The 22,688-nt window shown below is 65.9% G+C and carries 35 protein-coding genes; 34 read left to right on the forward strand and 1 reads right to left on the reverse strand.

All coding sequences use genetic code 11. The annotated features are described in order from the left end of the window. The first annotated feature begins 21 nt into the window (after window positions 1–21). From tuf to truA, 34 genes are all read left to right on the forward strand, one after another. The gene (tuf, locus tag ACH413_RS30730; protein WP_093591175.1) at window positions 22–1,215 is read left to right on the forward strand and encodes an elongation factor Tu; all 1,194 of its coding nucleotides are present in this window, start codon (window positions 22–24) and stop codon (window positions 1,213–1,215) included. A 584-nt stretch (window positions 1,216–1,799) separates the two neighbouring features. Next, the gene (rpsJ, locus tag ACH413_RS30735) at window positions 1,800–2,105 is read left to right on the forward strand and encodes a 30S ribosomal protein S10 (protein WP_003938093.1); all 306 of its coding nucleotides are present in this window, start codon (window positions 1,800–1,802) and stop codon (window positions 2,103–2,105) included. Window positions 2,106–2,132: 27 nt separating this feature from the next. Continuing rightward, the gene (gene rplC, locus ACH413_RS30740; protein WP_093591178.1) at window positions 2,133–2,783 is read left to right on the forward strand and encodes a 50S ribosomal protein L3; all 651 of its coding nucleotides are present in this window, start codon (window positions 2,133–2,135) and stop codon (window positions 2,781–2,783) included. Further along, on the forward strand, window positions 2,783–3,469 hold the full coding sequence (gene rplD / locus ACH413_RS30745; protein ID WP_360049049.1) for a 50S ribosomal protein L4: 687 nt from the start codon (window positions 2,783–2,785) through the stop codon (window positions 3,467–3,469). Before rplC ends, rplD begins: the two co-directional genes overlap by 1 nt. Beyond that, window positions 3,466–3,765: a 50S ribosomal protein L23 gene (gene rplW / locus ACH413_RS30750; RefSeq protein WP_045309807.1), complete on the forward strand. Its 300-nt coding sequence runs from the start codon at window positions 3,466–3,468 to the stop codon at window positions 3,763–3,765. Before rplD ends, rplW begins: the two co-directional genes overlap by 4 nt. Before the next feature lie 19 nt (window positions 3,766–3,784). Beyond that, on the forward strand, window positions 3,785–4,618 hold the full coding sequence (gene rplB / locus ACH413_RS30755; protein ID WP_089949047.1) for a 50S ribosomal protein L2: 834 nt from the start codon (window positions 3,785–3,787) through the stop codon (window positions 4,616–4,618). 18 nt (window positions 4,619–4,636) lie between these two features. Continuing rightward, a complete protein-coding gene (rpsS, locus tag ACH413_RS30760; RefSeq protein WP_030478300.1) occupies window positions 4,637–4,918 on the forward strand; it encodes a 30S ribosomal protein S19 in 282 nt (93 codons plus the stop codon). 34 nt (window positions 4,919–4,952) lie between these two features. Beyond that, window positions 4,953–5,351, forward strand: coding sequence for a 50S ribosomal protein L22 (gene rplV, locus ACH413_RS30765; protein ID WP_360049052.1), 399 nt, complete (start codon window positions 4,953–4,955; stop codon window positions 5,349–5,351). After that, window positions 5,351–6,184, forward strand: a complete 834-nt coding sequence (rpsC, locus tag ACH413_RS30770; protein WP_189160161.1) for a 30S ribosomal protein S3 — start codon at window positions 5,351–5,353, stop codon at window positions 6,182–6,184. Before rplV ends, rpsC begins: the two co-directional genes overlap by 1 nt. 3 nt (window positions 6,185–6,187) lie before the next feature. Further along, window positions 6,188–6,607: a 50S ribosomal protein L16 gene (rplP, locus tag ACH413_RS30775; protein ID WP_030473461.1), complete on the forward strand. Its 420-nt coding sequence runs from the start codon at window positions 6,188–6,190 to the stop codon at window positions 6,605–6,607. Next, window positions 6,607–6,849 (forward strand): 50S ribosomal protein L29, encoded by a 243-nt coding sequence (rpmC, locus tag ACH413_RS30780; RefSeq protein WP_089915286.1) that lies wholly within the window; start codon window positions 6,607–6,609, stop codon window positions 6,847–6,849. The genes rplP and rpmC overlap by 1 nt, the downstream gene beginning before the upstream one ends. Beyond that, window positions 6,846–7,127 (forward strand): 30S ribosomal protein S17, encoded by a 282-nt coding sequence (gene rpsQ, locus ACH413_RS30785; protein WP_065915974.1) that lies wholly within the window; start codon window positions 6,846–6,848, stop codon window positions 7,125–7,127. The genes rpmC and rpsQ overlap by 4 nt, the downstream gene beginning before the upstream one ends. A 71-nt stretch (window positions 7,128–7,198) precedes the next feature. Then, window positions 7,199–7,567 carry a 50S ribosomal protein L14 gene (rplN, locus tag ACH413_RS30790; RefSeq protein ID WP_030478306.1) on the forward strand — a complete coding sequence of 123 codons (369 nt, stop codon included), beginning with the start codon at window positions 7,199–7,201 and terminating at the stop codon, window positions 7,565–7,567. Between the two features lie 2 nt (window positions 7,568–7,569). Next, entirely contained in the window at window positions 7,570–7,884 is a 315-nt protein-coding gene (gene rplX, locus ACH413_RS30795; RefSeq protein WP_360049054.1) for a 50S ribosomal protein L24, read from the forward strand. A gap of 2 nt (window positions 7,885–7,886) precedes the next feature. Further along, a complete protein-coding gene (rplE, locus tag ACH413_RS30800) occupies window positions 7,887–8,450 on the forward strand; it encodes a 50S ribosomal protein L5 (RefSeq protein WP_360049056.1) in 564 nt (187 codons plus the stop codon). A 4-nt stretch (window positions 8,451–8,454) separates the two neighbouring features. Further along, window positions 8,455–8,640 (forward strand): type Z 30S ribosomal protein S14, encoded by a 186-nt coding sequence (locus tag ACH413_RS30805; RefSeq protein ID WP_030473455.1) that lies wholly within the window; start codon window positions 8,455–8,457, stop codon window positions 8,638–8,640. A gap of 121 nt (window positions 8,641–8,761) precedes the next feature. Then, on the forward strand, window positions 8,762–9,160 hold the full coding sequence (rpsH, locus tag ACH413_RS30810) for a 30S ribosomal protein S8 (RefSeq protein WP_030478309.1): 399 nt from the start codon (window positions 8,762–8,764) through the stop codon (window positions 9,158–9,160). Between the two features lie 12 nt (window positions 9,161–9,172). After that, the gene (rplF, locus tag ACH413_RS30815; RefSeq protein ID WP_045309814.1) at window positions 9,173–9,712 is read left to right on the forward strand and encodes a 50S ribosomal protein L6; all 540 of its coding nucleotides are present in this window, start codon (window positions 9,173–9,175) and stop codon (window positions 9,710–9,712) included. Window position 9,713: 1 nt separating this feature from the next. After that, window positions 9,714–10,115: a 50S ribosomal protein L18 gene (rplR, locus tag ACH413_RS30820; protein ID WP_090015388.1), complete on the forward strand. Its 402-nt coding sequence runs from the start codon at window positions 9,714–9,716 to the stop codon at window positions 10,113–10,115. Between the two features lie 34 nt (window positions 10,116–10,149). After that, complete coding sequence (rpsE, locus tag ACH413_RS30825; RefSeq protein WP_053733140.1) at window positions 10,150–10,758, forward strand: 30S ribosomal protein S5; 609 nt, start codon at window positions 10,150–10,152, stop codon at window positions 10,756–10,758. 2 nt (window positions 10,759–10,760) lie between these two features. Beyond that, window positions 10,761–10,946 (forward strand): 50S ribosomal protein L30, encoded by a 186-nt coding sequence (gene rpmD / locus ACH413_RS30830; RefSeq protein WP_030478313.1) that lies wholly within the window; start codon window positions 10,761–10,763, stop codon window positions 10,944–10,946. Beyond that, on the forward strand, window positions 10,943–11,386 hold the full coding sequence (gene rplO, locus ACH413_RS30835) for a 50S ribosomal protein L15 (RefSeq protein WP_360049058.1): 444 nt from the start codon (window positions 10,943–10,945) through the stop codon (window positions 11,384–11,386). The genes rpmD and rplO overlap by 4 nt, the downstream gene beginning before the upstream one ends. An 862-nt stretch (window positions 11,387–12,248) precedes the next feature. After that, window positions 12,249–13,559 (forward strand): preprotein translocase subunit SecY, encoded by a 1,311-nt coding sequence (gene secY, locus ACH413_RS30840; protein WP_360049060.1) that lies wholly within the window; start codon window positions 12,249–12,251, stop codon window positions 13,557–13,559. After that, the gene (locus tag ACH413_RS30845; protein ID WP_360049062.1) at window positions 13,560–14,120 is read left to right on the forward strand and encodes an adenylate kinase; all 561 of its coding nucleotides are present in this window, start codon (window positions 13,560–13,562) and stop codon (window positions 14,118–14,120) included. 59 nt (window positions 14,121–14,179) lie between these two features. Further along, window positions 14,180–14,962 carry a type I methionyl aminopeptidase gene (gene map / locus ACH413_RS30850; RefSeq protein ID WP_360049064.1) on the forward strand — a complete coding sequence of 261 codons (783 nt, stop codon included), beginning with the start codon at window positions 14,180–14,182 and terminating at the stop codon, window positions 14,960–14,962. Between the two features lie 206 nt (window positions 14,963–15,168). Then, window positions 15,169–15,750: a hypothetical protein gene (locus ACH413_RS30855; protein WP_360049066.1), complete on the forward strand. Its 582-nt coding sequence runs from the start codon at window positions 15,169–15,171 to the stop codon at window positions 15,748–15,750. A gap of 122 nt (window positions 15,751–15,872) precedes the next feature. Continuing rightward, window positions 15,873–16,094, forward strand: coding sequence for a translation initiation factor IF-1 (gene infA, locus ACH413_RS30860; protein ID WP_005166804.1), 222 nt, complete (start codon window positions 15,873–15,875; stop codon window positions 16,092–16,094). A gap of 25 nt (window positions 16,095–16,119) precedes the next feature. Then, window positions 16,120–16,233 carry a 50S ribosomal protein L36 gene (gene rpmJ / locus ACH413_RS30865; protein WP_010148647.1) on the forward strand — a complete coding sequence of 38 codons (114 nt, stop codon included), beginning with the start codon at window positions 16,120–16,122 and terminating at the stop codon, window positions 16,231–16,233. Window positions 16,234–16,450: 217 nt separating this feature from the next. Beyond that, window positions 16,451–16,831: a 30S ribosomal protein S13 gene (gene rpsM, locus ACH413_RS30870; protein ID WP_330272345.1), complete on the forward strand. Its 381-nt coding sequence runs from the start codon at window positions 16,451–16,453 to the stop codon at window positions 16,829–16,831. A gap of 37 nt (window positions 16,832–16,868) precedes the next feature. Next, window positions 16,869–17,276 (forward strand): 30S ribosomal protein S11, encoded by a 408-nt coding sequence (gene rpsK / locus ACH413_RS30875; RefSeq protein ID WP_030478320.1) that lies wholly within the window; start codon window positions 16,869–16,871, stop codon window positions 17,274–17,276. Between the two features lie 23 nt (window positions 17,277–17,299). Beyond that, window positions 17,300–17,905, forward strand: a complete 606-nt coding sequence (gene rpsD, locus ACH413_RS30880; protein WP_330272346.1) for a 30S ribosomal protein S4 — start codon at window positions 17,300–17,302, stop codon at window positions 17,903–17,905. Between the two features lie 151 nt (window positions 17,906–18,056). Beyond that, window positions 18,057–19,115 (forward strand): DNA-directed RNA polymerase subunit alpha, encoded by a 1,059-nt coding sequence (locus tag ACH413_RS30885; protein ID WP_030478322.1) that lies wholly within the window; start codon window positions 18,057–18,059, stop codon window positions 19,113–19,115. A gap of 51 nt (window positions 19,116–19,166) precedes the next feature. After that, window positions 19,167–19,730, forward strand: a complete 564-nt coding sequence (rplQ, locus tag ACH413_RS30890; protein ID WP_360049069.1) for a 50S ribosomal protein L17 — start codon at window positions 19,167–19,169, stop codon at window positions 19,728–19,730. A gap of 59 nt (window positions 19,731–19,789) precedes the next feature. Next, window positions 19,790–20,596: a tRNA pseudouridine(38-40) synthase TruA gene (truA, locus tag ACH413_RS30895; protein ID WP_360049071.1), complete on the forward strand. Its 807-nt coding sequence runs from the start codon at window positions 19,790–19,792 to the stop codon at window positions 20,594–20,596. A gap of 525 nt (window positions 20,597–21,121) precedes the next feature. Here truA and ACH413_RS30900 read toward each other — a convergent pair. Then, window positions 21,122–22,684, reverse strand: coding sequence for a S8 family peptidase (locus ACH413_RS30900; RefSeq protein ID WP_360048346.1), 1,563 nt, complete (start codon window positions 22,682–22,684; stop codon window positions 21,122–21,124). Window positions 22,685–22,688: the final 4 nt, after the last annotated feature.

The raw sequence follows: 22,688 nt of genomic DNA on the forward strand, positions 1-22,688 counted from the left end.
GAAGTCCAGGAGGACAATCCAGTGGCCAAGGCGAAGTTCGAGCGGACGAAGCCGCACGTCAACATCGGCACCATCGGTCACATCGACCATGGCAAGACCACGCTGACCGCGGCGATCTCCAAGGTTCTGCACGACGCGTACCCCGATGTGAACGCCTCTTTCGCGTTCGACCAGATCGACAAGGCGCCGGAAGAGAAGCAGCGCGGCATCACGATCTCGATCGCGCACATCGAGTACCAGACGGAGAACCGTCACTACGCGCACGTTGACTGCCCCGGTCACGCCGACTACATCAAGAACATGATCACCGGTGCGGCGCAGATGGACGGCGCCATCCTGGTGGTCGCGGCGACCGACGGTCCGATGCCGCAGACGAAGGAGCACGTCCTCCTGGCCCGCCAGGTCGGCGTTCCCTACATCGTTGTCGCCCTGAACAAGGCCGACATGGTGGACGACGAGGAGATCCTGGAGCTCGTCGAGCTCGAGGTCCGCGAGCTGCTCTCCGAGTACGAGTTCCCGGGCGACGACCTCCCGGTCGTGCGCGTTTCGGCGCTGAAGGCGCTGGAGGGCGACGAGACCTGGGGCAAGTCCGTTCTCGAGCTCATGGCCGCCGTTGACACGGCGATCCCGGAGCCGGAGCGCGACACCGAGAAGCCGTTCCTCATGCCCGTCGAGGACGTCTTCACGATCACCGGCCGCGGCACCGTGGTGACCGGTCGTATCGAGCGCGGCATCATCAACGTGAACTCGGAAATCGAGATCGTCGGTATCAAGGAGACGTCGAAGAAGACGACCGTCACCTCGATCGAGATGTTCAAGAAGTTCCTCGACGAGGGCCGCGCCGGCGACAACGCCGCGCTGCTGCTCCGTGGCATCAAGCGCGAGGAGGTGGAGCGCGGCATGGTCATCGTCAAGCCGGGCACCACGACCCCGCACACCGAGTTCACCGCGCAGGTCTACATCCTGTCGAAGGACGAGGGTGGCCGCCACACGCCGTTCTTCAACAACTACCGTCCCCAGTTCTACTTCCGGACGACGGACGTGACCGGCGTTGTGACGCTGCCCGAGGGCACCGAGATGGTCATGCCGGGTGACACCACCGGTATGGACGTCAAGCTCATCCAGCCGATCGCCATGGACGAGGGCCTCCGCTTCGCGATCCGCGAGGGTGGCCGCACCGTCGGCGCCGGCTCGGTCACCAAGATCCTCAAGTGACCTAGCAGCACCCAGTTCGGCGTGAAGCCGGGCCAACGATCTTCGTTGGCCCGGCTTTCGTCGTTCAGAGGAAATTGTGCGACAGCTCACGTGGAACTGTCGCCGACGCGCGGGTGAAGAGCCGTCGCCGGGATTCTGTTGCCGGACAATGGAACCGGCGCGCCCGTCGCTCCACATGCGACGGAGGACAGCGGCTCACCGGCCAAGATCCGCACGTGATCTGGGTCCAAGTCACCCACCCCGATTTGGATCGCCTCGCTTCCGTGTGGCATCCTTTACGGGTTGCTCGATGAAGGCCGGACCCGCGTCATGCGTGCCCGCGTTTTCGATTGAGCGTCCGCGCCCTGTTAGTGAACGCCTCCTTGCGGAGATGGGCATCAGGGTGCATGGGCTGTGGTAGGCCCAATCCCACCGGGGAGACCTTGAGTGGGACCGGTATGCGCACCGGGCGCGACACGCCCGACCGCGTGGACCGGGCACCATGACACTTCAACAGGGGCGGAGCGCGCCAAGAGGCTGTAAAAGGCCTCATCCGAGGCACCGCACCGCAGCGGTTACGAGAAGCAGAGGAACGGCAAGCCATTATGGCGGGACAAAAGATCCGCATCCGGCTCAAGGCCTACGACCACGAGGCGATCGACGCGTCTGCGCGCAAGATCGTTGAGACCGTGACGCGCACCGGCGCTCGGGTTGTCGGGCCCGTGCCGCTGCCCACTGAGAAGAACGTGTACTGCGTCATCCGCTCGCCGCACAAGTACAAGGACTCGCGCGAGCACTTCGAGATGCGCACGCACAAGCGGCTGATCGACATCCTCGACCCGACGCCGAAGACGGTTGACGCGCTCATGCGCATCGACCTGCCGGCCAGCGTCGACGTCAACATCCAGTAAGCGTTGGGCGCGGAGAGTAACGGACCAATGTCTGACAGGCAGATGAAGGGCATCCTGGGCACCAAGCTCGGCATGACTCAGGTCTTCGACGAGAACAACCGGGTTGTCCCGGTGACGGTCGTCAAGGCTGAGCCCAATGTCGTGACCCAGGTACGCACCGAAGAGAAGGACGGCTACACCGCCGTCCAGCTGGCGGCCGGCGCGATTGACCCGCGCAAGGTCAACAAGCCCGTTGCTGGGCACTTCGCCAAGGCCGGGGTCACGCCCCGTCGCCACCTGGTGGAGCTGCGCACGGCGGACGCCAGCGAGTACACGGTCGGCCAGGAGATCACCGCTGAGGTGTTCGAGGCCGGCGCTGTTGTCGACATCACCGGCACCAGCAAGGGCAAGGGCACCGCGGGTGTCATGAAGCGCCACAACTTCAAGGGCCTCGGCTCCAGCCACGGCACCCAGCGCAAGCACCGCTCGCCGGGTTCCATCGGTGGCTGTGCCACGCCTGGTCGCGTCTTCAAGGGTCTGCGCATGGCTGGCCGCATGGGCCACGAGCGTGTGACGACCCAGAACCTGAAGGTGCACAAGATCGACGTTGAGAACGGCCTGCTGCTCATCAAGGGCGCGGTTCCCGGTCCCAAGGGCGGTCTGGTGTTCGTCAAGACTGCTGCGAAGGGCGGTGCCTGATGTCGACGGTTGAGATCCGCACCCCGGATGGCAAGTCGGCCGGTTCGGTCGAGCTGCCTGCCTCCGTTTTCGACGCGCAGGCGAACGTCGCTCTGCTGCACCAGGTCGTCGTGGCCCAGCAGGCCGCGGCTCGCCAGGGCACGCACTCGACGAAGACCCGCGGCGAGGTTCGTGGTGGCGGCAAGAAGCCGTACCGCCAGAAGGGCACCGGTCGTGCCCGCCAGGGTTCGACGCGTGCGCCGCAGTTCGCCGGCGGTGGCGTCGTCCACGGCCCGCAGCCGCGCGACTACTCGCAGCGGACGCCCAAGAAGATGAAGGCCGCCGCTCTGCGTGGCGCCCTCTCCGACCGGGCTCGCGCCAACCAGGTCCACGTCGTGTCCGGCCTGGTGGACGGGGACACCCCGTCGACCAAGACCGCGCGCAAGGTCCTGGAGTCGGTCACCCAGGCTCGTCGCGTTCTCGTGGTGCTCAACCGCACCGACGAGGTCGCGTGGGTCAGCGTGCGGAACCTTCAGCACGTGCACGTGATCGCGCCCGACCAGCTCAACACCTACGACGTGCTCGTCAACGACGACGTGGTGTTCACCAAGGACTCGCTCGACGTGTTCCTCGCCAGCAAGGCCCAGCAGGGTTCTGGCTCGGCTGAGGCCACGGCGACCGTCGTGGACGAGGAGGGTTCCAAGTGATCCCCGACCACAGGGACATCTTGCTCGCGCCGGTGATCTCGGAGAAGTCCTACGGGCTGCTCGAAGAGAACAAGTACACCTTCTTGGTGGCGCCGGGTTCGAACAAGACCCAGATCAAGATTGCCGTGGAGAAGGTCTTCGGCGTCAAGGTCGTCAGCGTCAACACCATCAACCGCCAGGGCAAGCGCAAGCGGACCAAGAGCGGTTTCGGCAAGCGCAAGGACACGAAGCGCGCGATCGTCACGTTGTCGGCTGACAGCAAGGCGATCGAGATCTTCGGCGGCCCTGCCGCCTGATGACGAGGACTGCGTAGAGATGGGCATTCGCAAGTACAAGCCGACGACGCCTGGTCGTCGCGGTGCGAGCGTCTCCGACTTCGCCGAGATCACTCGGTCGACTCCGGAGAAGTCGCTGATCCGCCCGCTGCACAAGCTGGGTGGGCGCAACGCGTCGGGCAAGATCACCACGCGTCACAAGGGCGGCGGTCACAAGCGGGCATACCGCCTGATCGACTTCCGTCGCAACGACAAGGACGGCGTGCCGGCCAAGGTCGCTCACATCGAGTACGACCCCAACCGCACCGCGCGCATCGCGCTCCTGCACTACGCGGACGGCGAGAAGCGCTACATCATCGCCCCGGAGAAGCTCAAGCAGGGTGACACGGTTGAGAACGGCCCCAAGGCCGACATCAAGCCGGGTAACAACCTGCCGCTGCGCAACATCCCGGTCGGTTCCGTGATCCACGCGATCGAGCTCCGCCCCGGTGGCGGCGCGAAGATCGCCCGCTCCGCCGGCGCCTCGGTTCAGCTCGTGGCGAAGGACGGACCGTACGCCCAGCTGCGGATGCCCTCGGGCGAAATCCGCAACGTGGACGTGCGCTGCCGCGCCACGCTCGGCGAGGTCGGCAACAAGGAGCACCAGAACATCAACTGGGGCAAGGCAGGCCGCATGCGGTGGAAGGGCAAGAAGCCCACCGTCCGTGGTGTCGCCATGAACCCCGTTGACCACCCGCATGGTGGTGGTGAGGGTAAGACCTCCGGTGGTCGCCACCCGGTGAACCCGGCTGGTAAGCCCGAGGGTCGCACCCGCCGCCGTAAGCCAAGCGACAAGCTCATCGTCCGGCGTCGTCGCACCGGTAAGAAGCGCTGAGCAGGGAGGGAGTGAAGGATGCCTCGCAGCCTTAAGAAGGGTCCCTTCGTCGACGACCACCTGCTCAAGAAGGTGGACGTTCAGAACGAAGCGGGCAAGAAGACCGTCATCAAGACGTGGTCCCGCCGGTCCACGATCATCCCGGACATGCTCGGCCACACCATCGCGGTGCACGACGGTCGCAAGCACGTCCCGGTGTTCGTGACCGAGGCCATGGTCGGGCACAAGCTGGGCGAGTTCGCCCCGACCCGCACCTTCAAGGGCCACATCAAGGACGACCGGAAGTCTCGTCGCCGCTAGGCGCCGAACTGAGAAGAGCAAGGGAAAAGCAGCGATGAACGCCCGTAAGGACGCTGAGGCAGCGGAGTTTCCGCGCGCCGTGGCTCGGGCTCGTTACGTTCGCGACACCCCCATGAAGGTGCGTCGCGTCATCGAGCTCATCAAGGGTCGTAACGCAAGCGAGGCCCTGGCCGTGCTCCAGTTCGCGCCCCAGGCCGCCTCTGAGCCGGTCGCGAAGGTGCTCGCCAGCGCCATGGCCAACGCCGAGAACAACCTGTCCCTGGACCCCTCCACCCTCTGGGTGTCGGTGGCCTACGTGGACGAGGGTCCGACCCTCAAGCGTTTCCGCCCGCGTGCCCAGGGCCGCGCGTACCGGATCCGCAAGCGGACGAGCCACATCACCATCGAGGTGGAGTCTCGTCCCAAGAAGACCAGCGTGAAGGGAACGCGGTAGTGGGCCAGAAGATCAACCCGCACGGCTTCCGGCTGGGGATCACCACCGACTGGAAGTCCCGCTGGTACGCAGACAAGCAGTACGCCGAGTACGTGGCGGAGGACGTCAAGATCCGCCGCCTGCTCAGCAAGGGCATGGAGCGTGCCGGCATCTCCAAGGTGGAGATCGAACGGACCCGTGACCGGGTGCGCGTCGACATCCACACCGCTCGGCCGGGCATCGTCATCGGCCGTCGTGGTGCCGAGGCGGACCGCATCCGCGGTGAGCTGGAGAAGCTCACCAAGAAGCAGGTCCAGCTGAACATCCTCGAGGTCAAGAGCCCCGAGTCGGACGCGCAGCTCGTGGCACAGGGTGTCGCCGAGCAGCTGTCCAACCGCGTCGCCTTCCGGCGCGCGATGCGCAAGGCCATTCAGTCGGCCATGCGTTCGCCGCAGGTCAAGGGCATCCGCGTGCAGTGCGGCGGTCGCCTCGGCGGCGCCGAGATGTCCCGCTCGGAGCACTACCGCGACGGCCGCGTGCCGCTGCACACCCTCCGCGCGAACATCGACTACGGCTTCTTCGAGGCCCGCACCACGTTCGGCCGTATCGGCGTGAAGGTGTGGATCTACAAGGGCGACATCGTCGGTGGCATCTCGGCCAAGCGCGCACTCGACGCGGCCCCGGCCCAGGGTGCTGACCGCGCCCCGCGCCGCGACCGTGGCGAGCGTCCGAACCGTGCCCGCCGCTCCGGTGCCAGTGGCACCACCGCGACGAGCACCGAGGCCGGCCGCGCCGCCGCTGACGCCACCGCGTCGGCCGAGGCCCCGGCTTCTGCAGAGAAGACGGAGAGCTGAGTCATGCTCATCCCTCGTAGGGTCAAGCACCGCAAGCAGCACCACCCCAAGCGGTCGGGTGCTGCCAAGGGCGGCACGAAGGTCACCTTCGGTGAGTACGGCATCCAGGCTCTCGAGCCCGCCTACGTCACCAACAGGCAGATCGAGTCCGCTCGTATCGCCATCACGCGACACATCCGTCGTGGCGGCAAGGTCTGGATCAACATCTTCCCGGACCGTCCGCTGACGAAGAAGCCGGCCGAGACCCGCATGGGTTCCGGTAAGGGTTCGCCGGAGTGGTGGGTGGCCAACGTCAAGCCGGGTCGCGTCCTCTTCGAGATGGCCTTCCCGAACGAGCAGGTCGCTCGCGAGGCTCTCCGCCGCGCGATCCACAAGCTCCCGATGAAGTGCCGCATCGTTACGCGTGAGGGTGGTGAGTTCTGATGGCAGCGGGTACCACCGCTTCCGAGCTGCGTGAGCTCACCGAGGAAGAGCTCGTGCTGCGTCTGAAGGAATCGAAGGAAGAGCTGTTCAACCTTCGCTTCCAGATGGCCACGGGCCAGCTCGACAACAACCGGCGGCTGCGCACGGTCCGGCATGACATCGCCCGGATCTACACCGTGATGCGGGAGCGGGAGCTCGGGCTCTCCGTTTCGCCGGATTCCACTGGTGAGGGTGCGGCATGACCGAAAGCAACGAAGTCCAGACCGAGAAGCGCAACGACCGCAAGGTCCGCGAGGGCCTCGTCGTGTCCGACAAGATGGACAAGACGATCGTCGTGGCGCTCGAGGACCGCAAGAAGCACCCGCGTTACTCCAAGATCATGCGCTCCACCACCAAGGTGAAGGTGCACGACGAGGAGAACGCGGCGGGCATCGGTGACCGCGTGCTGCTCATGGAGACCCGGCCTCTGTCGGCGACCAAGCGCTGGCGGCTCGTCGAGATCCTCGAGAAGGCCAAGTAAGTCTCATCTAGACAGACCGAGCCCGTCGGGTCGGAAATCCGGCGGGCCAGGAATGGTCAAGGAGCAAGTAAGTGATTCAGCAGGAGTCGCGGCTTCGTGTCGCCGACAACACTGGTGCGAAGGAAATCCTTTGCATCCGTGTTCTCGGTGGATCCGGCCGCCGCTACGCGGGCATCGGCGACATCATCGTCGCGACCGTCAAGGACGCGATCCCCGGTGCCGGTGTGAAGAAGGGTGACGTCGTCAAGGCCGTCATCGTCCGCACCGTCAAGGAGCGTCGCCGTCCGGATGGCTCGTACATCCGCTTCGACGAGAACGCCGCCGTGCTCATCAAGAACGACAACGAGCCCCGCGGTACCCGCATCTTCGGCCCGGTCGGCCGTGAGCTGCGCGACAAGAAGTTCATGAAGATCATCTCGCTGGCTCCGGAGGTGCTCTGACCATGAAGGTGAAGAAGGGCGACACGGTCGTCGTTATCGCCGGCAAGGACAAGGGCGCGAAGGGCAAGGTCATCCAGGCCTACCCGGAGAACGGCAAGGTCCTGGTCGAGGGCGTCAACCGGATCAAGAAGCACACCAAGATCACGCAGACCCAGCGGGGCGCGCAGTCTGGTGGCATCGTGACCCAGGAAGCTCCGATCAACGTCTCCAACGTGATGGTGGTCGACGCGGACGGCAAGCCGACCCGTGTTGGTTACCGGACGAACGACGAGGGCAAGCGGGTCCGCATTTCCCGTCGTAACGGGAAGGACATCTGATCATGACCACCGCAGAGAAGATCATCCCGCGGCTCAAGACGCGTTACCGCGCCGAGATCGCCGGCGAGCTGCACAAGCAGTTCAACTTCGACAACGTGATGCAGATCCCGCGCGTTGTGAAGGTCGTCGTCAACATGGGCGTCGGCGACGCCGCCCGTGACGGCAAGCTGATCGAGGGTGCCGTCAAGGACCTCTCGATCATCACCGGCCAGCGTCCCGAGGTTCGTCGGGCCCGCAAGTCCATCGCGCAGTTCAAGCTGCGTGAGGGCATGCCGATCGGTGCGCGCGTCACGCTGCGCGGCGACCGCATGTGGGAGTTCCTCGACCGTCTGCTGACGATCGCGCTGCCCCGTATCCGCGACTTCCGCGGCCTCTCGGGCAAGCAGTTCGACGGCAACGGCAACTACACGTTCGGTCTGAACGAGCAGTCGATGTTCCACGAGATCGACCCGGACGCGATCGACCGGCCTCGCGGCATGGACATCACCGTCGTCACCACCGCCACGAACGACGAGGAGGGCCGGGCGCTGCTGAAGCACCTGGGCTTCCCGTTCAAGGAGAACTGAGTCGATGGCCAAGAAGGCGTTGATCAACAAGGCCGCGAAGAAGCCGAAGTTCAAGGTCCGGGGTTACACCCGGTGCCAGCGTTGCGGCCGCCCTCACGCGGTGTTCCGCAAGTTCGGCCTTTGCCGGATCTGCCTGCGCGAGATGGCTCACCGCGGTGAGCTGCCTGGCGTGAGCAAGTCCAGCTGGTAATTCAAAGCTCCATTACTTCGCTGTAGGCCCGCACACGACCGTCCTGTCCCTCCCTTCACCGGGAGGGCGGGTCTGGACCCTGAGCCGGTGAACCGCAGCGAGAAAGGTTGACCAGGTCACCATGACGATGACCGATCCCATCGCAGACATGCTCACTCGTCTGCGGAACGCGAACTCGGCTTACCACGACAAGGTCGTGATGCCGCACTCCAAGATCAAGGCGAACATCGCCGAGATCCTCAAGCGCGAGGGCTACATCGCCTCGTACCGCGACGAGGACGGCGAGGTGGCCAAGAACTTGGTCGTCGAGCTGAAGTACGGCCCGAACCGTGAGCGCAGCATCGCCGGCCTCCGCCGCGTGTCCAAGCCCGGTCTGCGCGTGTACGCGAAGTCCACCGGCCTGCCCCGAGTTCTCGGTGGCCTCGGCGTGGCGATCATTTCGACCTCTGGCGGTCTCATGACCGACCGTCAGGCCAACAAGGCAGGCGTGGGCGGAGAAGTCCTCGCCTACGTTTGGTAAGGGGGAGTAGACATGTCGCGCATCGGTAAGCAGCCGATCATTGTCCCCTCCGGGGTCGACGTGAACATCGCCGGCCAGGACGTCAGCATCAAGGGCCCCAAGGGTCTCCTGACGCTCACGCTCGCTGAGCCGATCATCGTCGAGAAGGCCGAAGACGGCACTCTCGAGGTCAAGCGCCCGAACGACGAGCGCCGCAACCGCGCGCTCCACGGCCTGTCGCGCACGCTCGTGCACAACATGGTCGTCGGCGTGACCCAGGGCTACGAAAAGAAGATGGAAATCCACGGCGTCGGTTACCGCGTCGCGCTCAAGGGCTCTGAGCTCGAGTTCGCGCTCGGTTACTCGCACCCCGTCAAGGTGGAGGCCCCCGCGGGCATCACCTTCGCGGTCGAGACCCCGACCCGGTTCTCCGTCTCGGGTATCGACAAGCAGCTGGTCGGTGAGGTCGCCGCCAACATCCGCAAGCTGCGCAAGCCCGACCCGTACAAGGGTAAGGGCGTCCGTTACTCGGGCGAGAAGATCCGTCGCAAGGTCGGAAAGACGGGTAAGTGACATGAGCGAGTCGACTGTTACGAAGCGCAAGCCGGTGGGCAAGGACATCTCCACCAGGCGTCGTGTTGCGAAGGCCCGTCGCCACTTCCGCCTCCGCAAGAAGGTCAACGGAACTGCCGAGCGTCCGCGCCTGGCCGTGCACCGTTCGTCGAAGCACATCACCGTGCAGATCATCGACGACCTCAAGGGCCACACGATCGCGTCCGCTTCCTCCATGGAGGCCGACGTCCGTGCCCTGGACGGCGACAAGAAGGCCCGTGCGGCCAAGGTCGGCCAGCTGGCCGCGGCCCGCGCCAAGGACGCCGGCGTCACGGCGGTCGTTTTCGACCGCGGTGGCAACGCGTACCACGGCCGCATCGCGGCTCTGGCTGACGCCGCTCGCGAGGCGGGGCTGGAGTTCTGACAATGATCATCACCGGAATTGAGAGGGACGCCTGATGCCAGGACGTACGCGTCGCGAAGGCGGCGGGGGCGAGCGCGGAGAGCGCCGCGACCGTCGTGACGGCGGCCGCGGCGGCGCGGCCCAGGAGAAGACCCCCCACCTCGAGCGCGTGGTTGCGATCAACCGCGTCTCCAAGGTGGTCAAGGGTGGTCGTCGTTTCAGCTTCACCGCGCTCGTCGTGGTGGGTGACGGCGACGGCATGGTCGGCGTCGGCTACGGCAAGGCCAAGGAAGTTCCCGCGGCCATCGCCAAGGGTGTCGAGGAAGCGAAGAAGAACTTCTTCCGCGTGCCTCGCATCGCCGGCACCATCCCCCACCCGATCCAGGGTGAGAAGGCCGCTGGTGTGGTCCTGCTGCGTCCGGCCTCGGCCGGTACCGGTGTCATCGCGGGTGGCGCTGTCCGCGCCGTCCTCGAGTGCGCCGGCGTGCACGACGTGCTGTCGAAGTCCCTGGGCTCCGACAACGCGATCAACATCGTGCACGCGACCGTGGCGGCCCTCAAGGGCCTGCAGCGTCCCGAAGAGGTCGCGGCCCGTCGTGGCCTGCCCCTCGAGGACGTCGCTCCCGCCGGCATGATCCGCGCTCGCGCGGGTCAGGGGGTGTGATCATGGCTCAGCTCAAGATCACCCAGGTGAAGAGCACCATCGGTACCAAGCACAACCACCGCGAGTCGATGCGCACCCTCGGGCTGCGCAAGATCCGCCAGTCGGTCGTGCGTGAGGACACCCCCCAGGTTCTCGGCCTGATCAACGCCGTGCGCCACCTGGTGGTTGTTGAGGAGGTCCAGTCGTGACCATCAAGATCCACGATCTGCGTCCCGCCCCCGGTGCCAAGACCGCCAAGACCCGCGTTGGTCGTGGTGAAGGCTCCAAGGGCAAGACCGCCGGCCGCGGTACGAAGGGCACGGGCGCTCGCAAGAACGTCTCGCCGCGCTTCGAAGGTGGCCAGATGCCGCTGCACATGCGGCTTCCGAAGCTCAAGGGCTTCAAGAACCCGTTCCGCACCGAGTACCAGGTCGTGAACGTTTCCTCGATCGCTGCCTCCTTCCCGGAGGGTGGCTCGGTGGACGTTCCCGCGCTGGTGCTGGCCGGGCTGGTCCGCAAGGGCTCGCTCGTCAAGGTGCTGGGTGACGGTGACGTCAGCGTCAAGCTGGACGTCACGGCTGACAAGTTCTCCAAGACCGCTGTGGAGAAGCTGGCCGCTGCTGGTGGGTCTTCCACCGTGTCGTCCTGACGTTCTGATTTAGGACGTGTCTGAAGGGCCCTGAGGCTTTGCCTCGGGGCCCTTTGGCGTGTCTGGCGGGGGTTGTGTTTCTCGGTGCGGGTTGCGTGCGGGACGTTGCTGTTCCAGCGGGGTTGGTCGCGTTCCCGGGCGAGTGGTCACCTTGCGAGGGTGCTCGCTCAGGTCGTGACGAAGTGCGGGGTTGCGATTGGGGCTTGACCTTGAGCCTCTAGCTGGGCGCGTAGTCGGCCTCAAAGGCCGGGGTGAAGAGCGCCCCGGCCGAGCCCAGACAGGGTGGCACCCAGCCCCTCAAGGTCAAGCCCCAATCGCCATGAGCGGGGTGCACCGCTACCCAGGCGGCAGAGGTTCACACGGCTCGCCTTCGGCATTGCGCCGCCAGGCTTCGTACGTGGTTGCTTTACGAGGGCGGGCGCCGGATGGCACCGCGCGGTGCCGGTTGCGATGGCACCAAGGGGGCCGCGCGGGTCGGCTTGCGATTGCGGGTGGCGGATGGCACCGCGCTGGTCGAGTCGCGTTGCCGGTTGCCGGTTGGCGCCCCGCGTTCCGGGGTTCGCTTTGCGGGTATTTCTCGGGGGAACTTTGAGGGGCCGGCGGACGTTCGCGGACGGCGTAAAAGCGGGTCGTAGCACGGATTTGCAGCGGGAACTGACCCGGATGGCCTAGTGGTGTGGTCAGAGATCAACGAGTTGAAACCTGTGATTGGCCACTGGGTACGACCAGCTCGTTGGGGGCTGTTAGTGTTGCCTGCTGAACCCGGATGTCCTCCGGGTTGCTTGGTCGTGGCTACCTGACTCGGCCTGCCAACTACCGCATGTGCCGGTCCCTGGGGGTCGGCAACGCTCAGGAGGTTCGCGTGCTCGGCGCATTCCGCTCGGCTCTCGCGACGCCGGATCTACGCAAGAAGATCCTGTTCACGCTCGGGATCATCATTGTGTACCGGCTTGGTGCGACCATGCCCGCGCCGGGCGTGTCCTTCAAGAACGTGCGGGCGTGTGCTGAAGCGCTCGAAGGTCAGAACATCTACTCGCTGATCAACCTGTTCAGCGGTGGCGCGCTGCTGAACCTGTCCGTGTTCGCGCTGGGCATCATGCCTTACATCACCGCGAGCATCATCATCCAGCTGCTCACCGTGGTCATCCCGCGGTTCGAGCAGTTGAAGAAGGAAGGACAGGCTGGTCAGGGCAAGCTGACCCAGTACACGCGGTACCTGACGATCGGTCTTGCGATCCTGCAGTCGACCGGTCTCGTGGCGCTGGCGGTGCGCGGGCAGCTGTTCGGTGAGTGCGACCAGGACGTCATTCCCGGCAAGGACAGCATCTTCACCCTCATCGTGCTGGTCATCACCATGACCGCCGGTACCTCGGTCATCATGTGGCTGGGTGAGCTGATCACCGAGAAGGGCATCGGCAACGGCATGTCGTTGCTGATCTTCACCGGTATCGCCGCCCGCATCCCGGCCGAGGGCAAGAACATCCTCGACAAGGACAAGCTCACGTTCGCCCTCGTGATCGTGGCTGCGCTGATCATCATCGCGAGCGTCATCTACGTCGAGCAGGCCCAGCGTCGCATCCCGGTGCAGTACGCCAAGCGCATGATCGGTCGCCGCATGTACGGCGGCACGTCGACGTACCTCCCCCTCAAGGTGAACCAGGCCGGCGTCATCCCGGTCATCTTCGCCTCGTCGCTGCTCTACCTGCCGGACCTGATCGTGCGTCTCACCCAGGGCTCCTCGACCGAGACGAACTGGTTCTCCACGTTCGTCCAGACCTACCTGGTCAAGCAGTCGAGCTGGGTGCACATCGCCGCGTACTTCCTGCTGATCGTCTTCTTCACGTACTTCTACGTCGGCATCACGTTCAACCCGGACGAGCGCGCTGACGAGATGAAGAAGTTCGGTGGCTTCATCCCCGGCATCCGTCCTGGACGCCCGACCGCCGAGTACCTCAAGTTCGTGCTGGGCCGCATCACGCTTCCCGGTTCGCTCTACCTCGGCATCGTGGCGATCCTGCCGAACCTGTTCCTGGACCTGACCGGTGACGGCCAGAACCAGAACTTCCCGTTCGGCGGCACCGCGGTTCTGATCATGGTCGGTGTCGGTCTCGACACCGTGAAGCAGATCGAGAGCCAGCTCATGCAGCGCAATTACGAAGGGTTCCTCCGCTAGATGCGACTCGTTCTCGTTGGCCCGCCCGGTGCGGGCAAGGGCACCCAGGCCGAAGTTCTGAGCCGCAAGCTCGGCGTGCCGCACATCTCGACGGGCGACCTCTTCCGGTCACACATCAGCAACCAGACCGAGCTCGGGCTGGAGGTGCAGAGCATCCTCGACGAGGGCGCTCTCGTGCCGGACTCCATCACGAACGAGATGGTGCGCAAGCGCTTGGCCGAGTCCGACGCCGCGGACGGGTTCCTGCTCGACGGGTTCCCCCGCAACGTCGCCCAGGCCGACACGCTGGGTGAGTTCCTCGCTGTCGACGACCACTCGCTCGACGCGGTGCTGGAGTTCCGGGTCGACGAGGACGTCGTGGTGGAGCGGCTGCTCGCCCGCGGGCGCACGGACGACAAGGAAGAAGTCATCCGGCACCGCCAGCAGGTGTACCGCAACGAGACCGCGCCGCTGCTGAGCTACTACGCGGACAAGGTCATCTCCATCGACGCGGTCGGCGAGATCGACGAGATCAGCGAGCGGGCGCTCGCCGCGCTCGCCTCGTTGCGCGACGAGAAGTGACAGGTGGACTGCTTGACCGGCTCCGCTCCGTCATTTCAGGTGCAACAGGTAGTGAAGGCATGAGCAAGATCGAGATCAAGACCCCCGGCCAGCTGGAGGCCATGCGCGCCTCCGGCCTGGTCGTGGCACGGGCGTTGCGCAACGTCGTCGACGCGGTGAAGCCCGGGGTCTCCACGTGGGAGCTCGACGAGATCGCCGAGCAGACCATCCGCGACGCCGGCGCCATCCCGTCGTTCAAGGGCTACCACGGCTTCCCGGCGAGCATCTGCGCGTCGGTGAACGAGCAGATCGTCCACGGGATTCCGAGCAGGACGCAGGTGCTGGCCGAAGGGGACCTGATCTCCATCGACTGCGGTGCGATCCTCGACGACTGGCACGGCGACTCGGCCGTGACGGTCGGCGTCGGCACTCTGTCTCCCGCGGACCACAAGCTTTCCGAGGCGACCAGGCTGTCGATGCTCGCGGGCATCGAGGCCGCGGTGCCCGGTGGCCGGCTCACGGACATCTCGTTCGCCATCGAGTCCTCCGCCATCGAGTCGGGGGAGCGCGACGGCATCGAGTACGGCGTCGTGGCGGACTACGGCGGCCACGGCATCGGTTCCAAGATGCACATGGAGCCGTTCCTGCCGAACTTCGGCAAGCCGGGCAAGGGCCCGCGGCTCAAGGTCGGCATGGCCATCGCGATCGAGCCGATGCTGACGCTCGGCACCGACGACTCCCAGGAGCTCGAGGACGGCTGGACCGTCATCACGCTCGACGGCACGCGTGCCGCGCACTGGGAGCACAGCGTCGCGATCACCGAGGACGGCCCCTGGGTGCTCACCGCGCCCGAGGAAGGCTAAGCGCCCCAACGGTTTTGGACATGGCCCCGCTCACCTGCCCGGTGAGCGGGGTTATTCGTTTGTCAGCCTCGATACGGTCGTGGTGACGAACGAGTCCAATGCTTGGGGGCATTGTGGGGGTAACCCGTTTCGTCCTGTCCGCGCTACTGATTCCACTTGCAGGCTGTGCTGCCTCTAAGCCGGCCACCGATTTCACCTACCAGGACGTGCCGGCGGATCGGATCGCCGACCGGATCTTCCTGGCCGACACCATCGCGGCGACCGAGGGCTGCTCGCCGCCGTTCTCCGACGTCGTCGTCTGGCGCCCGAACTTCATCAGCCCGCCGCCACCGGTCGATGGTGGGTGCGGGGGCAGCGTCCGTGCCTCCGCGCCGCGGGAGTACGTCGACGCCGTGAGCCGCATCACGGTCCTGCACGACGTCGTCGTGCGGGAGTGGGACGCCCTGCTCCAGTCCGGTCCGGAGGCCGCGGAGACGCGGGCGACCGGGGCGGCGTTGCTGCACTGCCTCGACCGGGCGGGGTTCATCCAGCGCGAACCGGGCGAGCCGAGTCTGGCGGGCTACGGCATCGGATCCGGCGACGTCGCGCTCAACAACGCAGCTCAGAGGTGTTCCGACGACACCGCGTACGGGACCAGGACCGCGGTCCAACGGCTGCGGACGTTGAAGTCCGTGCTCGGCAAACACGAGTCCGAGATCAACGACATCGTGCGGCTGCGGCCCGTGCTCGAACGGGGCGCGCGCTCCGACTCTGGCCCTGAACGGACCCGATTTGGGTTGCCGCTGTGAACTGCGTACACTGGTCAGGTGGCGCACCAGTCGCGCCGGTTCAGTCATGCCCTTGCAGGTGAGATCGAACCGGGCTGACGCGCGTCCAAAGGTTATTACAACTGTCACGAAACGCGGAGGACATGGGCAAGAAGGACGGGGCCATTGAGGTCGAGGGCCGCGTAGTCGAGCCGCTCCCCAACGCGATGTTCAGGGTCGAGTTGGAGAACGGTCACAAGGTACTCGCGCACATCAGCGGCAAGATGCGACAGCACTACATCCGCATCCTCCCTGAGGACCGGGTTGTCGTGGAGCTCTCGCCCTACGACCTGTCCCGCGGGCGCATCGTCTACCGCTACAAGTGACCTCCAGTAGCAGGAGATCTCAGGCGTGAAGGTCCAGCCGAGCGTCAAGAAGATCTGCGACAAGTGCAAGGTGATCCGCCGTCACGGGCGGGTCATGGTGATCTGCGAGAACCTGCGCCACAAGCAGCGCCAGGGCTGAGCAGCTCCACCGCGCGCTCGTCGAGATCCTCGATGACGCAGTAACGAGAATCTCCTCGCACCTACCGCACACAGGGCTTCAAGTGTGCGGACACCCCCGGATTCCAGGCCGGGGCCGGGACACCGGCTGTGAGAGCAGCCGGAACGACATAGCGAGTCAGTCACCGGAATTGGGCGAGGAGCAGACCTGGAAGTAATCGACAGGAGTTAACCGCCACATGGCACGACTCGCTGGCGTCGACCTCCCCCGCGAAAAGCGGATGGAGATCGCGCTCACCTACATCTTCGGCATCGGTCGTACGCGCTCCAAGGAGCTGCTCACCGCCACGGAGATCTCCCCGGACCTCCGGGTGAAGGATCTGACGGACGACGACCTCGCCAAGCTGCGGGACCACATCGAGACGAACTACAAGGTCGAGGGTGACCTTCGCCGTGAGGTTCAGGCCGACATCCGTCGCAAGATGGAGATCGGCTGCTACGAGGGTCTTCGGCACCGTCGCGGCCTGCCCGTTCGCGGTCAGCGCACCAAGACGAACGCCCGTACCCGCAAGGGTCCGAAGAAGACCGTCGCCGGCAAGAAGAAGGCCGGCAAGAAGTAAGACCTCGCGTCTACTGCCCTCAACTTAGGAGCTCGTTTTGCCACCGAAGTCCCGCACGGGCGCCGGGGTCAAGAAGATCCGGCGCAAGGAAAAGAAGAACGTCTCGCACGGCCAGGCGCACATCAAGAGCACGTTCAACAACACCATCGTGTCCATCACGGACCCGCTGGGCAACGTGATCAGCTGGGCGTCCGCCGGCCACGTGGGCTTCAAGGGCTCGCGCAAGTCCACGCCGTTCGCGGCGCAGATGGCTGCCGAGAACGCCGCCCGCAAGGCCGCCGAGCACGGCATGCGCAAGGTGGACGTGTTCGTGAAGGGTCCCGGCTCCGGCCGCGAGACCGCGATCCGTTCGCTGCAGGCCGCCGGTCTCGAGGTCGGCACCATTCAGGACGTGACCCCGCAGCCCCACAACGGCTGCCGCCCGCCCAAGCGGCGCCGGGTCTGAGGCACGGGGAGGAGTAAGAACTCATGGCTCGTTATACGGGACCCGCGACGCGCATCTCGCGTCGCCTCAAGGTTGACCTCGTTGGTGGGGACCAGGCGTTCGAGCGCCGTCCGTACCCGCCCGGCCAGCACGGCCGTGGCCGGGTCAAGGAGTCCGAGTACCTGCTGCAGCTCCAGGAGAAGCAGAAGGCTCGCTACACCTACGGCGTCCTTGAGAAGCAGTTCGTCCGCTACTACAAGGAAGCGGTTCGTCGCCCCGGCAAGACCGGCGAGAACCTGCTGCAGATCCTCGAGGCCCGCCTCGACAACGTGGTGTACCGCGCGGGCCTCGCCCGCACGCGTCGCCAGGCTCGCCAGCTGGTCAGCCACGGGCACTTCATCGTGAATGGCCACAAGGTCAACATCCCGAGCTACCAGGTGTCGAAGTTCGACATCATCGACGTGAAGCCGAAGTCCATGCCGACGCTGCCCTTCGAGGCTGCTCGCGCGTCCTTCGGTGACCGCCCGATTCCCGCTTGGCTGCAGGTCGTCGCCTCGAACCTGCGCATCCTCGTGCACCAGCTGCCCGAGCGCGCGCAGATCGACACGCCTGTCACCGAGCAGCTCATCGTCGAGCTCTACTCGAAGTGATCCTCTCTCGGCGGCCGTCCCTTCTGGGCGGTCGCCGAGGTCGGGTCCCGCATCGGCGCGAAGGGTGTGCCGAGTGCGTTTGCCGGTCCTCGTGGCTGGCTGTTGTTGACGGCGTCAAATAGCGGGCGTCGTTGTCGAAAGGTTGAATCCAGTGCTGATTTCCCAGCGCCCCTCGCTCGCCGAGGAAGCGGTCTCCGAGACCCGTTCCCGGTTCGTCATCGAACCGCTGGAGCCGGGCTTCGGTTACACGCTCGGCAACTCGATCCGCCGCACGCTGCTCTCGTCGATTCCCGGTGCTGCTGTCACGAGCATCCGCATCGACGGCGTGCTGCACGAGTTCACCACGGTTCCCGGGGTGAAGGAGGACGTCACCGACGTCATCCTGAACCTCAAGGAGCTCGTCGTCTCGTCCGAGGAGGACGAGCCGGTGACCATGTACCTGCGCAAGCAGGGCCCTGGTGTGGTGACCGCGGGCGACATCGTGCCTCCGGCCGGTGTCACCGTGCACAACCCCGACCTGCACATCGCGACCCTGAACGGCAAGGGGAAGCTGGAGATCGAGCTCGTCGTCGAGCGCGGTCGCGGCTACGTCCCGGCTGTCCAGAACAAGCAGGCGGGCGCCGAGATCGGCCGCATCCCCGTCGACTCGATCTACTCGCCGGTTCTCAAGGTGACGTACAAGGTCGAGGCCACGCGTGTCGAGCAGCGGACGGACTTCGACAAGCTGATTCTCGACGTGGAGAGCAAGCCCTCGATCACTCCGAGGGACGCCGTTGCCTCCGCGGGTAAGACCCTGGTCGAGCTGTTCGGTCTCGCTCGCGAGCTGAACATCGACGCCGAGGGCATCGAGATCGGCCCGTCGCCGGCCGAGGCCGACACCATCGCCGCGTTCGCGATGCCTATTGAGGATCTGGACCTCACGGTCCGTTCCTACAACTGCTTGAAGCGGGAAGGCATCCACACCGTCGGCGAGCTCGTGTCGCGCAGCGAGGCGGACCTGCTGGACATCCGCAACTTCGGTGCGAAGTCGATCGACGAGGTCAAGATGAAGCTCGTCGGCCTCGGTCTCGCCCTGAAGGACTCGCCTCCTGGATTCGACCCGTCCGCGGCTGCTGCCGACTACCACCCCGGTGACACGGGCTGGGGCGCCGGTACCGGCCTGGACCCGCACGACGACGGTCAGGACTACGCGGAGACCGAGCAGCTCTGACGCTCTGATTCAGAGCTAGAGGATCTCTTTTAGTTACTACAGGAGCAAGCGATGCCCACCCCTACCAAGGGCCCCCGGCTCGGTGGGTCTCCGGCGCACGAGCGGCTGCTGCTCGCCAACCTGGCGACGGCGCTGTTCCAGCACGGCCGGATCAAGACCACTGAGGCCAAGGCGAAGCGGCTGCGTCCGTACGCCGAGAAGATCATCTCCAAGGCCAAGGCCGGCGACCTGCACAACCGTCGCGAGATCATGAAGGTGATCCGCGACAAGGACGTCGTGCACAAGCTGATCGCCGAGATCGGTCCGTTCTTCAGCGACCGCTCCGGTGGCTACACCCGCATCACCAAGACGCTGGCGCGCAAGGGCGACAACGCCCCCATGGCCATCATCGAGCTGGTGCAGCAGAAGCTCGTCTCCACCGAGGCCGAGGCTGCGCGCAAGACCAAGTTCGCCAAGGACGAGAAGCCGGCCGAGGCCGCTGTCGTCGAGGCTGACGCCGACGAGACCAAGGCCGAGGACGCCGTCGAGGTTGACGGCGAGCCGACCGCTGAGGCCGTTGAGGCTGAAGAGGCGAAGGACGACGAGGCCAAGGACGATTCGAAGGACAAGTCCTGACCGGTTCGACCGCTGACGAGCCCGCCGCTCCCCTTGTTGGGGGCGGCGGGCTTGTTCGTGTGCGGTTCGACCTGGGCTACGACGGCACCGAGTTCTCCGGCTGGGCTCGGCAGCCCTCGCGGCGGACCGTCTGCGGCGTTCTCGAGGACACGCTCTCGATGGTGCTGCGGGAGGACGTCTCGCTGACCGTTGCTGGGCGCACCGATGCCGGGGTGCATGCGTCTGGGCAGGTTGCTCACGCTGATCTGCCGTTGTCTGTGGATGTCGCTGGGCTGCCCAAGCGGTTGGCTCGGGCGTTGCCCTCGGATGTTCGGGTGTTCGGTGCTCGGGTGGTGCCTGCTGCCTTTGACGCTCGGTTTTCTGCCTTGCGGCGGCACTACGAGTACCGCGTGTCGGATGCTGATTTTGGAGCGCATCCGTTGCGGCGGTTGGACACCCTGGCCTGGCCTCGTCCGCTGGACGTTGGCGCTATGAACGTTGCTGCTGGGTTGTTGCTGGGGGAACACGACTTTTGTGCGTTCTGCAAGCGGCGTGAGGGGGCCACGACCATTCGGGAGCTGCAGCGGCTTGAGCTGGTGCGATCCGAGGTTGATGGAGTGGTCACGGCGTTTGTGTCTGCTGATGCGTTCTGTCACTCGATGGTTCGGTCGCTCATTGGGGCGTTGCTGGCTGTTGGGGAGGGGAGGAAGGCGGTTGAGTGGCCTTCCTCGTTGTTGTCGCTCAGTGGGCGGGCTAGCGGGGTTACCGTGGCTCCTGCTCATGGGTTGTCGCTGGTGCGGGTGGATTTTCCTGGGGATTCGGAGTTGGCGGCTCGGGCTGAGGCGACTCGGCGGGTTCGGACGTTGTCGGATCCTCTGAGTTCGTGACGTTGGGATTTGCCGGCCTTGGTCGCTTTGCGGGCCGCGGCTTGGTGAGTGGTGACCTTGCGGGCGGCCTGTCGCTTTGCGGGCCGCGGCTTTGTGCTGTGGTTGCCTTGCGGGCGGCGACCTTGCGGTTGCGTGCTTCCCCTGGGGCTCTGCCCCAGACCCCGGCAATCTGATCAGGGGGTCCACGCCACGCGCGGGTAGATGGCACGCCTGTTGCTTTGGGCGGCTGCGCGTTGCTTTGGTGTTTGGGGTGCGGTGGGTCCCATCACGAGCCGCACCAGGAGCGGGCCACATGCGAGAAGGGGTGTCAACTCGACGAAAAGCGTGTCGAGTTGACACCCCTTCTCGCATGCAGCAAGTGCTGTGGCGCGACTCGTGACGGGACCCACCGCCCAGCCCGCTTGGTAAAGACGGCTCGCCTTCGGCATCGCGGGCGATCAGGCGTGCGGCCTGTTTCGCTCTGCTGGAGCAAGGGAGGAGCCCCCGGCGGGGGGACCGGGGGCTCCGAGGGGTGGTGCGGCTGGCTTAGATGTCGAGCGTCCACGAGTCGATGTAGCCCGTGTCCTGGCGGTAGAGGTCGCGGACTCGCAGTTGCCAGGTGCCGTTGGCGTCCTCGGCTGCGACGTTCACGGCGTAGGTGGCGTTGACGTCGTCAGCTGCGTCTGAGCCACTGGAGACCTTCAGGACCTTCACGGTGCCCGAGGGGGCGATGAGGGACACTTCCAGGTCGCCCCGGTAGGTGTGCTTGATGGCCACCTTCACGGAGCCGGTCGTGCTGGCCTTGCCGTTGCAGTCGGCGACGGTGATTGCCGACTTGACCTCGCTGGCGTCCGGGATGGCCGTGTCGGTGTCGTTCGTGACTGCCGGGCACTGGCCCGGGGGGTTGCCGGGGGCCGTGCCGGTGATCTGGAGGAGCTTGTTCGGCGAGCCGGTGCCGGGGGAGGTGACAACGTCGGAACTGGCGTTGTCGACGAGGGCGTCCCGGACCTGCTGCGGGGTGGCGGTGGGGGCCGAGCCCAGGTAGACGGCCGCCGCGCCGACTACGTGAGGGGTGGCCATCGAGGTGCCGCTGATGGTGTTGGTGGCCTCGTCGTTCGTGAGCCAGGCGCTCGTGATGTCGCGGCCTGGGGCGAAGATGTCGAGGCAGGTGCCGAGGTTCGAGAACGAGCTGCGGGCGTCGGTGCGGTCCGTGGAGCCCACGGTGATGGCTTCCGGGGTGCGGGCCGGGGAGGTGTTGCAGGCGTTGCCGCCGTTGTCGTTGCCTGCTGCCAGGCCGTAGGTGACGCCTGCGGCGATGGAGCGGGCCACGGCGTCGTCGACGGTCTGGTTGGCGCCGCCGCCGAGGGACATGTTGGCCACCGCGGGCTTGCGGGCCGGGTTGGCCTGGACGTCCGCGGTGACCCAGTCGATGCCGGCGATGACGCCCGCGAAGGTGCCGGAGCCCGAGCAGTTCAGGACTCGGACGGCTACCAGCTTCACGTCCTTCGCGACGCCGAACTTCGTGCCGCCGACGGTGCCCGCGACGTGGGTTCCGTGGCCGTTGCAGTCCGTGGCGTCGGCATCGTTGTCAACGGTGTCGGTTCCCGACACGGCGCGGCCGCCGAAGTCCGTGTGGGTGAGGCGGATGCCGGTGTCGATGATGTACGCGGTGACGCCCGCGCCGCGGTTCGGGTAGGTGTAGCTGTTGTCCAGCGGGAGTGTGCGCTGGTCGATGCGGTCGAGGCCCCAGGACGGGGTCGGGGTCTGCGTCTCCGAGATGCGGACCTGGCCGTCCTGCTCGACGTAGGCGACGGCCGGGTCTGCGGCCAGGCGCTTGGCCTGGGTCTCGGACATCTGCGCCGAGAAACCGCGCAAAGCGGACTTGTAAGTGTGCTTCACCTGCGCGCCGTACTTAGCGCTGAGGTTCTCCGCGCTTGACGTGCTGATGTCCTTCAGGACGACGATGTAGTTGTCCTTCACCGCGTTGGACGCACCGAGGTTGCGAATCTCCCCCTCGGGCGCAGCGGTGGCGGAGACGGACGACAGGACGAGCGCAGTGCCCGCCACCAGTCCGATTCCGGCCGCTCGTCTGGCCCACGATTCTCCCATAGCA

The organism is Lentzea sp. NPDC020367 (assembly GCF_044387305.1).
Lineage (GTDB): Bacteria > Actinomycetota > Actinomycetes > Mycobacteriales > Pseudonocardiaceae > Lentzea.